Origin of the sequence: Pseudomonas sp. CBS (genome assembly GCF_024734645.1) — a bacterium.
In the GTDB taxonomy this organism is placed as follows: domain Bacteria; phylum Pseudomonadota; class Gammaproteobacteria; order Pseudomonadales; family Pseudomonadaceae; genus Aquipseudomonas.
Genome location: NZ_CP102929.1, coordinates 6,929,044 through 6,943,204, shown reverse-complemented (window position 1 = coordinate 6,943,204; position 14,161 = coordinate 6,929,044). Strand labels below are relative to the sequence as shown.

The window sequence follows — 14,161 nt, the reverse complement described above, 5'->3', positions numbered from 1 at the left end:
GCCGAGGGTTCCTGCATGCTTAATCTTTACCTGTTCCAGATTCTCAACGGCCTGGGCCTTGGGATGATTTATTTCCTGATCGCGGTCGGCTTGACGATCATTTTCGGCTTGCTGAACTTCGTCAACTTCGCCCACGGTGCGTTCTTTTTGCTGGGCGCCTACATCTGCTACACCGCCGTCAGCCTCACCGGCAGTTTCTGGCTGGCACTGCTGATTGCGCCGCTGGTGGTGGCCGCGCTGGCCTGGGTGATCGAGCGATTATTGATCCAGCGGATTTATCACTTGCCGCACATGTTCCAGATTCTGGTGACCCTGGGGATCGCTCTGATCATCCAGGAAGCCAGCGTGATGATCTGGGGCCCGGTGGGCAAGAGCGTCGCCGTGCCGGAATTGCTGCGCGGGGTGCTGGTGATCGGCGATTTCGTCTACCCCTACTACCGCCTGTTCCTGATCGTGTTCTCCGGCCTCGTTGGCCTGGGCCTGTGGCTGCTGCTGGAACGCACGCGCTTCGGCGCCCTGGTGCGGGCCGGCAGTGAAAGCACCGAAACCGTGTCCTTGCTGGGCACCAACATTTTCCGCCTGTTCTCTATGACCTTCGCCCTCGGCGTGGCCCTGGCCGGCGTTGCCGGTGTGCTGTTCGCGCCGTTGCGCGGCGCCCAGCCCTTTGTCGGCCCGGAAATCCTCGGCGTGGCGTTCGTGGTGGTGGTGATTGGCGGCATGGGTTCCTTCAGCGGCGCACTGGTGGGCGGCCTGTTGGTCGGCGTGGTGCAAAGCCTGATGACCACACTCTGGCCCCAGGGCGCGAGCCTGATGATCTACGGCGCAATGGCCGTGGTGATTCTGGTGCGTCCTTACGGCCTGTTCGGGAGAGCCTGACATGAGCGAGAAAAATCCCCTGCCGTTCGCCAAGACCCAGTCGCGCTACATGCTGCTGTTGGTACTCGCGGTGTTGATCGGCCTGCCGTTGGTTCTGCCCTCGGCGACCCTGGCCACCGAGATCCTGATCTTTGCCATGGCCGCCCTCGCCTGCAACCTGCTGCTGGGTTACACGGGGCTGCTGTCGTTCGGCCAAGGCATCTTCTTCGGGGCGGGCGCCTACTGCGCGGCGTTGCTGATGATTCACCTGCAGCTGGGCCTGTTCAGCGCATTGCTGGGCGCTGCGGTCGCCGGAGGTTTCCTGGCTTTCCTGGTGGGCGCCCTGGCGATCCGCCGCACCGGCATTTACTTCGTGATGCTGACCCTGGCCTTCAGCCAGATGGCCTACTTCGTCGCCTACACCCTGAGCGACTGGACCGGCGGCGACAACGGCCTGCTCAGCGTGCCGCGCCCGGAAATCCGCATCGGTGACACGGTGCTGTTGTCGCTGACCGATGCCCGCGCGTTCTACGGGTTTGTCGCGGTGCTGTTCCTGCTGATCTTCATCGGCGCCCGCCGGGTGATCGCCTCGCCCTTCGGCAGCACGCTGATGGCGATTCGCGAAAATGAAACCCGCGCCTCAGCCATCGGCTACGACACCCGCCACTTCAAGATCCTGGTGTTCGTACTGTCCGGCGCCGTGACCGGGATTGCCGGGGCGCTGTACGCGATGCTGCTGCACTTTGTGCCGCTGTCGAATATCGACCTGGCGATGTCCGAGAACATCCTGATCATGACCATCGTCGGCGGCACCGGTTCGCTGTTCGGCTCCTTGCTGGGCGCCGGTTCCATCGTGCTGCTGGGGGACTTCCTGTCCGACCTGTGGCCGCGCTGGCTGATGCTGCTGGGGGTGATTCTGATCCTGGTGGTGATCTTCATGCGCGGCGGTTTGTGGGGCGGCTTGTCGAGCCTGTTCGAACGTGTGCGCGGCAGCCGCAAGGCCGACGTTGTGAGCAAGGAGAAGCTGTCATGAGCATCCTGTTGGAAACCAAGAACCTGGAACTGGCCTACGGCGCATTCCACGCGGTGAACGGCGTCAACCTCAAGGTCGAAGCCGGCACCATCCACACCATCATCGGCCCCAATGGCGCCGGCAAGACCAGCCTGTTCCACTGCCTGACCGGCGAGCGCCAGGCCACCGCCGGGGCGATTCATTTCGACGGCAAGAACCTGATGCGCAAACCGGCCCACGGCCGCGTCGGCCTGGGCATGGCCCGCTCGTTCCAACTCACGAGTCTGTTCCAGAACCTCAGCGTGCGCGAGAACCTGCGCCTGGCCGCCCAAGGGCGCGACGGTGCCCGCGCCCTGAACTTCTGGCGCCGGGTCGACAGCAAGCGCGAACACCTGGAGATGGCCGACCAGGTGCTGGAACGGCTGCAACTCACCGCTCGCGCCGATACCCTGGCCGGCGAGCTGTCCCACGGCCAGCAGCGGGTGCTGGAAGTCGGCATGTCGATCTGCTCCAAACCCAAGCTGCTGATGCTCGACGAACCCACCTCGGGCATGGGCATCGACGACATCCCGATCATGACCCAACTGATCAGCGACCTCGGCCGCGACCATACCGTGCTGCTGATCGAGCACAACATGAGCATCGTCATGTCCATCAGCCAACGCATCACCGTGATGAGTCACGGCCAGATCCTGGTGGAAGGCACACCGGAATTCGTGCGCGCCGACGAGCGCGTGCGCACCGCCTATTTGGGAGAAGCCGCCTGATGCTGACCGTCGACAATATCCATTCCTACTACGACAAGAGCCACGTCCTTGAAGGCGTGTCCCTGACCGTCAATCCCGGCGAACTGGTGACCCTGCTGGGGCGCAACGGTGCCGGCAAGACCACCACCCTGCGCAGCATCCTCGGGATTATCTGCCCGCGCCAGGGCCAGATTCACTTCAACGGCCAGCCACTGGTGGGGCAGAAAATCTTCGAAATCGCCCGCCAGGGCCTGGCGCTGGTGCCGGAGAACCGCGGGATTTTCCGCCTGCTCACGGTGGAGGAAAACCTGCGCATTGCCGTGCGCAAGACCAGCCGCTGGCAGATGGAAGACGTGTACGGCATGTTCCCGCGCCTCAAGGAGCGCCGCAAAAACGCCGGCCACGCGCTGTCTGGCGGTGAGCAACAGATGCTCGCCATCGCCCGCGCCCTGCTCAACGATCCGAAGCTGCTGATCCTCGACGAACCCACCGAAGGCCTCGCGCCGGTGATCGTCGACGAGCTGGTGAAGATCCTGCGCAAGGTCAAGGAAGACGGCCTGCCGGTGCTGCTGGTGGAACAGAACCTGATGGTCTGCGACAAGCTCGCCGACCGCCATTACGTCCTCGAACAAGGCCGCGTGGTGTACGAAGGCAGTGCCGAAGCCTTCCGCGCCGACCCGACGATCAAGAACCGTTACCTGGCCCTGAGTGCCTGACCGGAGACTGCTGATGAATAGTTTTGCGCAACCGCTCCAGAGCAACGCCCCGTTGATCAACCGCGAGCGTCTGTGGCAATCGCTGATGGACCTCGCCCGCCTCGGCGCCACGCCAAAAGGTGGCGTATGTCGCCTGGCCCTCACCGACCTTGATCGCCAGGCCCGCGACCTGTTTGTGCAATGGTGCGAGGCGGCCGGCTGCAGCATCAGCATCGACGCCATCGGCAATATCTTTGCCCGCCGCGCCGGGCGTAATCCGGCACTGGCGCCGGTGATGACCGGCAGCCATATCGACACCCAGCCTACCGGCGGCAAGTTCGACGGCTGCTATGGCGTGATGGCCGGCCTGGAAGTGATCCGCACCCTTAACGATTTGAATATAGAGACTGAAGCACCGATCGAAGTAGTGGTGTGGACCAACGAAGAAGGCTCGCGTTTCCCGCCGTGCATGATGGGTTCCGGGGTATTCGCCGGTAAATTCGACTTGCAGGAAACCCTCGACAAACAGGACGAGCACGGCCTGTCGGTGGGCGCCGAATTGCGGCGCATCGGCTATGCCGGTTCCCGCGCGGTACTGGGCCATCCGGTGGGCGCCTATTTCGAGGCGCATATCGAACAGGGCCCGGTGCTGGAAGACCAGGCCACCACCATCGGCGTGGTCATGGGCTGCCTGGGCCAGAAGTGGTTCGACCTGACCCTCACCGGCGTCGAAGCCCATGCCGGCCCGACGCCGATGCACCTGCGCAAGGACGCACTGGTAGGCGCGGCGCAAGTGGTCAGCGCGGTGAATCGCATCGCCCATGAACAACAACCCCATGCCTGCGGCACTGTCGGTTGCCTGAGCCTGCACCCCGGCTCACGCAACGTGATTCCCGGCCAGGTGCACATGACCATCGACCTGCGCCACCTGCACGCCGACAAGCTGCAAGCGATGGTCGACGAAGTGCGCCAGGTGATCGAAGCGACGGCCGAGCAACACGGCCTGAGCTTTGAACTGACGCCTACTGCCGACTTCCCGCCGCTGGACTTCAACCCCGCCTGCGTCAACGCCGTGCGCGAGGGTGCAAGCAGCCTGGGCCTGAGCCATATGGACATCGTCAGCGGCGCCGGGCATGACGCGATCTTCGTCGCCGAACTGGGCCCCGCCGGGATGATTTTTGTGCCCTGCGAAGGCGGCATCAGCCACAACGAAATCGAAAACGCCGCGCCGGATGACCTGGCGGCGGGCTGCGCCGTATTGCTGCGGGCCATGGTCAACGCGGCGCAAGGAGGGAAAGCGGCATGACGGATATCGCCAACCTCACCGCTGTTGAGCTGCTGGCCCGCTATCGGGATAAAAGCCTGTCGCCGGTGGAAGTCACCGAAGACGCATTGCTGCGAATCGAACGCTACAACCCGGCGGTCAACGCCTACTGCCACGTCGACCCGGAAGGCGCCTTGAACGCGGCCCGGGCCTCGGAACAGCGCTGGCTCAAGGGGCAGCCGTGCGGGGCCCTGGACGGTGTGCCCTCCTCCATCAAGGACCTGACGCAGACCATCGGCATGCCGACGCGCAAGGGTTCGCGCACCACCTCCGCCGAGGGCCGGTGGGAGGTGGATGCGCCCTTCTCGGCCTTCATGCGCAAGGCCGGCGCGGTGCTGCTGGGCAAGACCACCACGCCGGAATTCGGCTGGAAAGGCGTCACCGATAATCCGTTGTATGGGATTACCCGCAACCCGTGGGACACGCGCATGACGGCGGGCGGTTCGTCCGGCGGTGCCGGTGCGGCGGCGGCCTTGAACCTGGGCGTGCTGCACCAGGGCAGCGATGCCGGTGGCTCGATCCGGATTCCCTGCGCGTTCACCGGCACCTTTGGCATCAAGCCGACCTTCGGTTACGTGCCGCAATGGCCGGCCAGTTCGATGACCATTTTGTCTCACCTGGGGCCGATGACCCGCACCGTGGAAGACTCGGTGCTGATGTTGCAAACCATCGCCCAGCCTGACGCGCGGGACGGCTTGATCGGCGCGCCCCGCACCACGCCATGGCTGCAGGCCGGGGCCGACTTGAAAGGCCTGCGTATCGCCTACAGCCCGAACTTCGGCTATGTGGACGTGGACCCGCAAGTGGCCCGGGTCGTCGCCAAGGCGGTCGAAGGCCTGGTGCAGTTGGGTGCCCATGTAGAGCAGATTGATCCGGGGTTCAGTGATCCGCTGGAGGTGTTCAATACCCTGTGGTTTGCCGGTGCGGCACGCCTGGCCGGGCCGTTGAGCGATGCGCAACGGCAACTGATGGACCCGGGGTTGCTGCGCATTGCCCGACTGGGCGAGCAGATCAGCCTCAGTGACTACAGTGCGGCGCTGGAAGCACGGGCTGCACTCGTGGCGCGCATGGCGGCATTCCATGAGCATTACGATGTGCTGGTTTCGCCGATGATGCCGATCACCGCGTTCGAGGCCGGGCATAACGTGCCGCCGGGTTCGGGCCTTGGGGAATGGATGGAGTGGACGCCGTTTACCTATCCCTTCAACCTGACCCAGCAACCGGCGGCGTCGGTGCCGTGCGGGTTGGCAGCGAATGGGTTGCCGGTGGGGTTGCATGTGGTGGGGGCGCGGTTTGCGGATGAGCAGGTGCTGAGGGTGTGCCAGGCGTATGCCAAGGCTTTTCCAACCGAGCACCTGCAAGCCCCCAAAACCCCAACCTGAAATGCAATCAAACTGTGGGAGCGGGCTTGCTCGCGAAGGCGGTGTGTCAGTCAAGATATCCGGTGACTGACACACCGCCTTCGCGAGCAAGCCCGCTCCCACATTTTTGTCCGTATTCCAATCATCAGCCCCTACAATGCCTCCTATCATCCAAGGGGGTTTCATGGACATCGAACTGGCACGCACCTTCCTCGAAATCACCCGCTGCGGCAGCCTCGCCGCGGCGGCCGAGAAGCTGCACGTCACCCAGACAGCGATCACCGCCCGCGTCAAGAACCTCGAAAGCCAGCTCAACAGCACCCTGTTCGTGCGCAACCGCGCCGGTGCCCGCCTGACCCCGGACGGCGAAGCTTTCGTGGTCTACGCCAACCAGCTGGTACAAACCTGGGAAGCCGCACGCCGCGACCTGCCATTGCCCGATGGTTACCGCAACGTGCTGCACATCGGTGGCGAAGTCAGCCTGTGCAACCCGTTGATGCTCGGCTGGGCCCAGGCCTTGCGTGAACAGATTCCCGGTCACGCCCTGCGCACCGAGATTCGCGAAGGCGAGTACCTGTTGCGCCAACTGGAGCTGGGGGTGCTGGACGCTGCACTGGTGTTTCAGCCGCAATACTGGCCGGGGTTGCAGGTGGAGCAGGTGCTGGAAGAAAAGCTGATCCTGGTGCAACTGGCGGCGCGGCCCGAGCCCTACGTGTATATCGATTGGGGCCAGGGCTTTCGCCAACAACACGACGCGGCGCTGCCGGACAAGGCCCGCGCCGCCCTGAGTTTCAATCTCGGGCCGTTGGCGTTGCAGTACATCCTGGAGAATGGCGGCGCCGGGTATTTCCGCACGCGGGTGGTGCAGAGCTACCTGGACAGCGGCGTGATGGAGCGGGTTCCCAAAGCGCCGGAGTTCAGCTTTCCAACGTACCTGGTGTATTCCCGCGAGCGCGACTCGGCGGTTTTGCAGCAGGCACTGGCCTTGCTGCGGGCGGTGGTGGAGGCGGAAAAGGATTGGTCGCAGCGCTGGGATCCGGTGATTTGAAGCCGTGCACATGGTAGCCTCAGGTTGTTTTCTCCTGGTTTCCCCCTGCCGATGAACAAGAAAAAGTCCGTCACCATCAGCGACATCGCCAAACGGGTCAACATGACCACCATCACGGTGTCTCGGGCGCTGAGCAAACCCGACCTGGTCAAGCCCGCCACCCTGGCGCGGATTCTCGAGGTGGCGCGGGAGCTGGACTACGTGCCCAACGCCTTCGCCCGCGGGCTCAAGCGCAGCGAAAGCCTGATCATCGGCGTGATCACCGCCTCGGTGGACAACCCCTTCTACAGCGAGATGATCAAGGCGATTTCCCGCGAGGCGAAAAAGCACGGCTACACCATCATGCTGGTGGACACCGACGAACTCGAAGAACTGGAAAGCAAGGCGGTCGATACCCTGTTGGGCTACCGTGTGGCGGGGATCATCCTGTCACCGGTCTCCGACGAACCCAGCTACCAGCCGGACTACCTGGAGCGCCTGGGCAACGGCAAGACCCCGGTGGTGTTGCTCGACCGCACCATCCACGAGAGCCCGTTCAGCCGCGTGGTGCTGGACAACTACCACAGCGGCATCGAGGCGGCGCAGTACCTGGTGCGGCAAACCCCGAATCTCAAGCGCCTGCTGGTGCTGACCGGGCCGGAGCATTCGCGCATCACCATGGAACGCCTCAAGGGCCTGAAAGAAGTCCTGGCCGAGCACCCGCAGGTGCAGGTCGAAGTGTGTGCCGGCGACTACACGCTGATGCCCTCCTACCTGCACACCCTCGACTACCTGGCCGAGCACTCGGCGCCGGACGCGATCATGGGCTTCAACCAGTTGATCACCCTCGGCGCCTTGCGTGCGTTGCGCATGCACAACATCCCCCACGAAAGCCTGACCATCTGCGGCATCGACCGCCTGCCCTTCGCCGATATCTTCGGCGTGCCGATTGCCTGCGTGGCCCATGACGCATCACTGGCCGGCAGCAGCGCAGTGCGACTGCTGCTGGACCGCCTCGAAGACCCGCACAAGCCGCGGGACAAAGTCGTGATCGCCGGCAAACTGGAGAACGGCTAGCGGCTGGTGTAGCCGCCATCGATCGGCAGGCTGACGCCGCTGATCATGCTGGCGGCATCGCTCAGCAGGAACAGCACCGGCAGGGCCACCTCCGCCGTTTCGGCAAACCGCCCCAGGGGGATCGCCGCCAATGCCGGGTCGCGCTTGGCCGGTGCCGACCAGGCCATCTGTGCCATGGGCGTCAGGGTGACAGTGGGGTTGACGCTGTTGACACGAATCCCGAAGCGGCCCCATTCCGCGCATTGCACCCGGGTGATGGCGTCCAGTGCGGCCTTGGAGGCGCAGTAGCCGAGGTGATCGTCCAGCGCTACCAGTGAGGCTTGGCTTGAGACGTTGACGATGCTGCCGGGAATCTTGGCTTCAATCATTGCAGCGGCGATACGGCTGGCGACCTGGGCGGCGGCGCGGGCGTTGACGTTCATCACCTGATCGAAGGCTTCGGCGCTGATGGCGGCAGCCGGTTCCAGGCGAGAGATACCTGCGCAGTTGACCAGGCCGTGCATCGGCGGCAAACCTTGCATGGCCTGGTCCAGGGCGGTGCTGTTGGCGATGTCCAGGCACAGGGTTTCGCAGCCGAGTCGGGCCAGGGATTGGGCATCGCGGCCCAAGGCGAAAACCTCGGCGCCGCTGGCGATCAATTGCAGAGCGATTTCCCGGCCGATGCCGCTGCTGGCGCCGGTGACGAGGATGCGCTGGTGGGTAAAGTCGAAGATAGCGTTCATGGTTCACGATCTCTAAAACGATGGAGATCCAATGTGGGAGCGGGCTTGCTCGCGAATGCGGTGGGTCAGGCAATCAATTTGGCACTGATACACCGCATTCGCGAGCAAGCCCGCTCCCACATTTGGCTCGGTGTTCGCTTAATTTAATTGCAGGCTGTGCATCACCGGTTTCAGCGCCGGATACAGCTCCAGATAGCTGACAAACGCCCGGTCATACACCCCGACATTCCCCGCCTCCGGCTCCGCCCGCAGCTCCAACTGCACCCAGCCCTTCTCCATCTGCCGATCATCCACCAACCCCACCGCATGGGCCGCCAACAACGCCGCGCCCAGCGCTGCCTCCACCTCTTGCACGATGGTGTAGACCGGGTAATGGGTGATGTCCGCAATGATCTGCATCCACAAATCCGAATGGCTCGCCCCACCCACCACAATCAACCGTGGATCAAGGGAATGCGCCCCACGGGTGCCCGCTTCGATATTGTGCCGCAGGGCAAAACTCACCCCTTCAAGCACCGCGCGGTACAAGTGGATGCGGCTGTGATAGAGGTTCAGCCCGACAAAGCTGCCGCTGGCCCGGTCATCCCACACCGGGCTGCGTTCGCCCATGAGGTACGGCAGGAACAACAGCCCTTCACCGCCCGCCGGGATCTTCGCGGCGCTCTGCTCCAGCAGCCACAAACTGTCCTGGCCGGTCTCCCTGGCCTGTTGCTCTTCGGCCTGGCAGAACTGCTCGCGAAACCAGCTCACCGACGCCCCGGCGGTAATCGCACCGCCGAAGATGTACAGGTCCTGATGGCCGTTATAGACGTGGGGCATGCTCACCAGGCCATGGCGCGCGTCCACCTGCTGATTGAGATAACCCCAACACATGCTGGTGCCGATCATCGCCACGTGATTGCCCGGCCGCGTCACTCCGGCCGCCAATGTGGCCATGGCCGCGTCCACGCCTCCGGCCAGGATCGGAGTGCCCGTCTGCAGGCCCAATCGCTGCGCCCATTTCTCGAGCAAACCGCCGACCACATCACCGGAATACAGCAGACGCTCCGGCATCATCGCCAGGGGAATCTCCAGCGCCGCTAACATCTCGGCCGACCAGTCACGCCGGGCCACATCGTAGACCCCGCCGATATTGCCGACGCTGCTGTGGTCCACCGCCAACTCACCGGTCAGGCACCAGTTGATATAACTGTTGGGCGGCAGCAGGTAGCGGGTGTTGGCCCACACCTGCGGCTGGTGTTGCTTGAGCCAGAGCATCTTGGTGAAGCCGTAGTAGCTGTCCACCGAGTTGCCGGTAATCGCGAACAGCCGCTCCAGGTCCACATGCTCGCGCACCCACTCCACTTGCTCGCCCGCGCGCCGGTCCATCCAGATCAGGCACGGGTGCAGCGGCGTGATCTGCTCGTCCACAGCAATTCCGGAGCCGCCATACAGGCTGCTGATGCACAGCGCCTTGACCTGCTCTTTCCCTACGCCGGCCTTGGTCATGCACTGGGCGACGCAGGTCTCGACCGCATCCAGCCAGACCTGCGGCCACTGCTCGGCCCAGCGCACTTTCGGGGTATCCACGCGATACCCCTGGCTGTGCTGGGCGATGATCAGGCCGTCCGCATCCACCAGCAGCGCCTTGGTGCTTTGCGTGCCGATGTCCACACCCATTACGTAGTTCATCTCAGACCACCGGCTTCAGCAGCACCTTGATCGACTTGGTCGAGTTGGCCAGCTCAAACGCCTCGGCCCAGTTATCCAGCCCGAAGTCATGGGTCACGATGCCCTTTGAGGTCACCAGGCCGCGCTCGAACAGGTCGATGGCCACCGGGTAGCAATACGGCCCCAGGTGCGCGCCACGGACGTCCAGTTCCTTGCGGTCGCCGATGATCGACCAGTCGGCGCTGGTTTCGGCGCCGAACACGCTGAACTCGACAAACCGCCCGAGCTTGCGAATCAGATCCAGGCCTTGGGTCACGCCCGCCGGTACGCCAGTGGTTTCGATGTACACGTCGCAGCCGTAGTTGTCGGTCAGGCCATTGATGATCTCCCGGGCATTGTCCCGGGACGGGTTGATCACCACATCGGCACCGTACTGCTTCGCCAGTTCCAGGCGCTCGTCGACCATGTCGATCACCACCAGTTTCTTCGGTGTTTTTAGCGCTGCCACCTGCACCATGCACAGGCCCAGGGTGCCGGCACCAGCAATCACCAACACGTCATCCAGCTGAATCTCACCGCGGTTGACGGTGTGAATTGCGCAGGACATCGGCTCGATCAGCGCCGAATCTTCCAGGGACACCGACTCCGGAATCTTGTGCACAATGGCGGTCTTCGGGATGCGCATGTACTGAGCCATGCCGCCTTCGGCCACTTCACGCTGGAAGCCGAAGATGTTGTGCACCTCGCACATCCAGTACTTGCCGGACTTGCAGAAACGGCACTTGCCACATGGCACGATCTGCTCGGCGATCACCTTGTCGCCGACCTTCACCTCAAAGTGCTCCTCGGCGCCCTCGCCCGCTTCCACCACGTAGCCAAAGAACTCATGCCCCGGCACCACCGGCGCCTTGACCCACGGGTTGTCGCCGCCCCAGAACATCGCGGCGCCCGAGTGGCATTTGCAGTCACTGGCGCAGATGCCGCAGGCGGCGATGCGGATCACCAGTTCATTGACCCGCGCCTGGGGTTTGCTGACGCGTTCCAGGCGGTAGTCTTTCGGGCCGTGGCAGACGACGGCTTGCATTTGGTTGTGCTTTTCCATGATGTGCGGACCTTTCTTGAGCATGAGAGAACCCCTCGCGGCCACCATGGCCGCGTGGAGATAACCGGTTTACTTGTGGCGCTGACGGCTGATAAAGATCGCCAGCAAAATGATCCCGCCCTTGATCACACTCTGGACGTAAGGCGAGACCCCGAGCATGTTCAAGCCGTTGTTCAACACCCCCAGCAGCATGGCGCCGAGCAAGGTGCCGACAATCACCCCGCGCCCGCCGGCAATCGAGGCGCCGCCCAGGACCACGGCGGCAATCGCGTCGAGTTCAAACGACACCCCGGCATTCGGCTGGCCGCTCATCAAGCGCGAGGTCAGCACCAGCCCGGCAATCGCAGCGGTAAACCCGCTGATGCCATACACCAGCAACTTGAAGCGCGCCGCCCGCACACCGGACAGGCGCACCGCTTCCTCGTTGCCGCCAATCGCGTAGATATAGCGGCCGATGCGGGTGTGTTGCAGCAGCACATAGGCCGCCAGGTACGTCACCAGCATGATCAGGATCGGCACCGAAATGCCGAACAGGCTTTCGCGGCCAAAGAAGCCAAACCACTCCGGCAAACCGGAAATCGGGTAGCCGTCGGTGTACATCAGGCCGAACCCGCGGGCGATGCCCATGGTCGCCAGGGTGACGATGATCGGCGGCATGTGCAGGTAGGCGACAAACAAGCCGTTACCGATGCCGAAGGCCACCCCGACCAGCATCCCGGCGCCAATCGCCAGGCCCGGCGGCAACCCGGCGACCATCAAACCGGCGGTCAAGGTGCCGGACAAGGCCATTACCGGCCCCACCGACAAATCGATGCCGCCGGTGAGAATCACGCAGGTCATGCCCACCGCGATAATCGCGTTGATCGACACCTGGCGCGCAATGTTCGACAGGTTGTTGGCGGTGAGGAAATTGTCGCTGGCGAAGATCATCACCAACGTCACCACCAGCAGCCCGACAAAGGGATAAAACGCCGGTGAGCGAATCAGCCGCGCCAGGTTCAGGCGCAGCCGGCCAGGCGTCACGGCATTAATGGACGTATTCACTTGAGCCCCCTGTTGCATGGCGCATGACCTCTTGAGGATTGACGGCAGACGCTTCCAGTACCTTGACGATGGCGCCCTTGTGGAACACGGCGACGCGGTCGCACATGCCGATGACTTCCGGCAGTTCCGAGGAAATCATGATGATTGCGTAGCCTTGTTCGGTGAGGCTGCGCATCAGCGCGTAGATCTGTGCCTTGGCGCCGACGTCGATGCCACGGGTGGGTTCGTCGAACACCAGCACGTCGCAGTGATGGTTGATCCAGCGGGCAATCACGACTTTCTGCTGGTTGCCGCCGCTGAGGTTGAACACCCGGCTCTCGCCGCTGGGGGCCTTGATCGACAGCTGGCGCATCAACGCTTCGACGCTGGCACATTCCTTGTCTTTGTCGATCAGGCCGCTGGCGTTCTGGTATTTGGGCAGGTTGTTGAGGGAGATGTTTTCGCGAATGCTGAAGTCGGTGATCAGGCCTTCGGTCTTGCGGCTTTCCGGCAGCAGGCCGATGCCATGGGCCAAGGCCTGGGCCGGGTCGTCGAGGGTGATTTTTTCGCCCCGCAGCCACACGTCTTTGCTCACCGACGGCAGCGCGCCCATCATGCCCAGCGCCAATTCGGTACGCCCGGAACCCACCAGGCCGGCAAAGCCGAGAATCTCGCCCTTGTGCAATTCAAAGTGGTTATGGGGGCCGTTGCGCACCAGTTGGATGTCCTTGACCTCCAGCAACAGCGGCCCGCGTTCGCTGGTGGGCTTGGCCGGAAAACTGCACTCAAGGCGCCGCCCGACCATCATTTCTACCAAGCGGTCGATATCGCTGTCGGCCACATCGGTGACGCCCACATTACCGCCGTCGCGCAGCACGCTGATGCGGTCGCACACTTGGAAAATCTCCTCCAGGTGGTGAGAGATAAAAATCACCGCCACGCCCTGGCGCTTGAGCTCACGCATGATCTCGAACAGCAGCTCGGCCTCGCTGGGCGTAAGGGTGGCGGTGGGTTCATCGAGCACCAGCAACCGCGCATCCAGGGCCAGGGCCTTGGCGATCTCGACGAACTGCTGCTCGGCCACACTCAGGTGCTTGACCGCGCATTGCAGGTCAATGCTGACGCCGAGGCGCTTGAACAACGCCTCGCTCGCCTCGACCATTTCGCGCTTACGCAACAGGCCGAAGCGATTGCTTAGCTCATGGCCGAGGAAGATATTTTCCACTGCCGTGAGGTAGGGAATCAGGCTGAATTCCTGGAACACGATGCCGATACCGGCGGCAATCGCATCACGGTAGGTCGCGAACTGCCGGGCCTCGCCGTCGATCAGGATCTGCCCTTCGTCCTGGTGCTCGACCCCGCCAAGGATCTTCATCAGGGTCGATTTGCCCGCGCCATTTTCCCCGAGCAAGGCATGAATCTCGCCGCGCTGCACTTCCAGGTTGATCGCCTTGAGGGCTTGCACCCCCGGGTAGCGCTTACAGATATTTTCCAGTTTCAGAAGACTGCTCATACCGCCGACCTCGCATTCAGATGGATGACCTGTGCCCCACGCCTGGCGTGGGGC

General features: G+C 63.3%; 13 protein-coding genes. 8 read left to right on the top strand and 5 right to left on the bottom strand.

From position 1 onward, the window contains the following. Positions 1 to 15 precede the first annotated feature (15 nt). The 8 genes from NVB75_RS31760 to NVB75_RS31725 all read left to right on the top strand — a co-directional run bounded on the left by NVB75_RS31760 (position 16) and on the right by NVB75_RS31725 (position 8,097). On the top strand, positions 16 to 876 hold the full coding sequence (locus NVB75_RS31760; protein WP_258344893.1) for a branched-chain amino acid ABC transporter permease: 861 nt from the start codon (positions 16 to 18) through the stop codon (positions 874 to 876). Between the two features lies 1 nt (position 877). Next, entirely contained in the window at positions 878 to 1,888 is a 1,011-nt protein-coding gene (locus tag NVB75_RS31755) for a branched-chain amino acid ABC transporter permease (protein WP_258344891.1), read from the top strand. Further along, entirely contained in the window at positions 1,885 to 2,634 is a 750-nt protein-coding gene (locus NVB75_RS31750; protein ID WP_167665587.1) for an ABC transporter ATP-binding protein, read from the top strand. Before NVB75_RS31755 ends, NVB75_RS31750 begins: the two co-directional genes overlap by 4 nt. Then, positions 2,634 to 3,329, top strand: a complete 696-nt coding sequence (locus tag NVB75_RS31745) for an ABC transporter ATP-binding protein (RefSeq protein WP_008430585.1) — start codon at positions 2,634 to 2,636, stop codon at positions 3,327 to 3,329. The genes NVB75_RS31750 and NVB75_RS31745 overlap by 1 nt, the downstream gene beginning before the upstream one ends. A 13-nt stretch (positions 3,330 to 3,342) precedes the next feature. Then, positions 3,343 to 4,614 (top strand): Zn-dependent hydrolase, encoded by a 1,272-nt coding sequence (locus NVB75_RS31740; protein ID WP_258344889.1) that lies wholly within the window; start codon positions 3,343 to 3,345, stop codon positions 4,612 to 4,614. Next, the gene (locus tag NVB75_RS31735; protein ID WP_258344887.1) at positions 4,611 to 6,014 is read left to right on the top strand and encodes an amidase; all 1,404 of its coding nucleotides are present in this window, start codon (positions 4,611 to 4,613) and stop codon (positions 6,012 to 6,014) included. The genes NVB75_RS31740 and NVB75_RS31735 overlap by 4 nt, the downstream gene beginning before the upstream one ends. Positions 6,015 to 6,177: 163 nt before the next feature. Beyond that, positions 6,178 to 7,041 (top strand): LysR family transcriptional regulator, encoded by an 864-nt coding sequence (locus tag NVB75_RS31730; RefSeq protein ID WP_258344885.1) that lies wholly within the window; start codon positions 6,178 to 6,180, stop codon positions 7,039 to 7,041. Positions 7,042 to 7,092: 51 nt separating this feature from the next. Next, complete coding sequence (locus NVB75_RS31725; protein ID WP_258344884.1) at positions 7,093 to 8,097, top strand: LacI family DNA-binding transcriptional regulator; 1,005 nt, start codon at positions 7,093 to 7,095, stop codon at positions 8,095 to 8,097. On the opposite strand, the gene NVB75_RS31720 is transcribed toward NVB75_RS31725, so the two are convergent. From NVB75_RS31720 to NVB75_RS31700, 5 genes are all read right to left on the bottom strand, one after another. Continuing rightward, positions 8,094 to 8,819: an SDR family oxidoreductase gene (locus NVB75_RS31720; RefSeq protein ID WP_258344883.1), complete on the bottom strand. Its 726-nt coding sequence runs from the start codon at positions 8,817 to 8,819 to the stop codon at positions 8,094 to 8,096. The genes NVB75_RS31725 and NVB75_RS31720 overlap by 4 nt on opposite strands. Before the next feature lie 138 nt (positions 8,820 to 8,957). Continuing rightward, positions 8,958 to 10,490 carry an FGGY-family carbohydrate kinase gene (locus NVB75_RS31715; RefSeq protein WP_258344882.1) on the bottom strand — a complete coding sequence of 511 codons (1,533 nt, stop codon included), beginning with the start codon at positions 10,488 to 10,490 and terminating at the stop codon, positions 8,958 to 8,960. A 1-nt stretch (position 10,491) separates the two neighbouring features. Beyond that, positions 10,492 to 11,571, bottom strand: coding sequence for an alcohol dehydrogenase catalytic domain-containing protein (locus tag NVB75_RS31710; RefSeq protein ID WP_258348814.1), 1,080 nt, complete (start codon positions 11,569 to 11,571; stop codon positions 10,492 to 10,494). 69 nt (positions 11,572 to 11,640) lie between these two features. After that, on the bottom strand, positions 11,641 to 12,633 hold the full coding sequence (locus NVB75_RS31705; RefSeq protein WP_017475202.1) for an ABC transporter permease: 993 nt from the start codon (positions 12,631 to 12,633) through the stop codon (positions 11,641 to 11,643). Then, positions 12,599 to 14,107 (bottom strand): sugar ABC transporter ATP-binding protein, encoded by a 1,509-nt coding sequence (locus tag NVB75_RS31700; RefSeq protein ID WP_177027290.1) that lies wholly within the window; start codon positions 14,105 to 14,107, stop codon positions 12,599 to 12,601. The genes NVB75_RS31705 and NVB75_RS31700 overlap by 35 nt, the downstream gene beginning before the upstream one ends. Between the last annotated feature and the right edge of the window lie 54 nt (positions 14,108 to 14,161).

Bases quoted from the DNA above. Each gene is read 5' to 3' on its own strand.
- NVB75_RS31760 (WP_258344893.1), top strand. From the start codon at position 16: ATGCTTAATCTTTACCTGTTCCAGATTCTCAACGGCCTGGGCCTTGGG.
- NVB75_RS31755 (WP_258344891.1), top strand. From the start codon at position 878: ATGAGCGAGAAAAATCCCCTGCCGTTCGCCAAGACCCAGTCGCGCTAC.
- NVB75_RS31750 (WP_167665587.1), top strand. From the start codon at position 1,885: ATGAGCATCCTGTTGGAAACCAAGAACCTGGAACTGGCCTACGGCGCA.
- NVB75_RS31745 (WP_008430585.1), top strand. From the start codon at position 2,634: ATGCTGACCGTCGACAATATCCATTCCTACTACGACAAGAGCCACGTC.
- NVB75_RS31740 (WP_258344889.1), top strand. From the start codon at position 3,343: ATGAATAGTTTTGCGCAACCGCTCCAGAGCAACGCCCCGTTGATCAAC.
- NVB75_RS31735 (WP_258344887.1), top strand. From the start codon at position 4,611: ATGACGGATATCGCCAACCTCACCGCTGTTGAGCTGCTGGCCCGCTAT.
- NVB75_RS31730 (WP_258344885.1), top strand. From the start codon at position 6,178: ATGGACATCGAACTGGCACGCACCTTCCTCGAAATCACCCGCTGCGGC.
- NVB75_RS31725 (WP_258344884.1), top strand. From the start codon at position 7,093: ATGAACAAGAAAAAGTCCGTCACCATCAGCGACATCGCCAAACGGGTC.
- NVB75_RS31720 (WP_258344883.1), bottom strand. From the start codon at position 8,819: ATGAACGCTATCTTCGACTTTACCCACCAGCGCATCCTCGTCACCGGC.
- NVB75_RS31715 (WP_258344882.1), bottom strand. From the start codon at position 10,490: ATGAACTACGTAATGGGTGTGGACATCGGCACGCAAAGCACCAAGGCG.
- NVB75_RS31710 (WP_258348814.1), bottom strand. From the start codon at position 11,571: ATGGAAAAGCACAACCAAATGCAAGCCGTCGTCTGCCACGGCCCGAAA.
- NVB75_RS31705 (WP_017475202.1), bottom strand. From the start codon at position 12,633: ATGCAACAGGGGGCTCAAGTGAATACGTCCATTAATGCCGTGACGCCT.
- NVB75_RS31700 (WP_177027290.1), bottom strand. From the start codon at position 14,107: ATGAGCAGTCTTCTGAAACTGGAAAATATCTGTAAGCGCTACCCGGGG.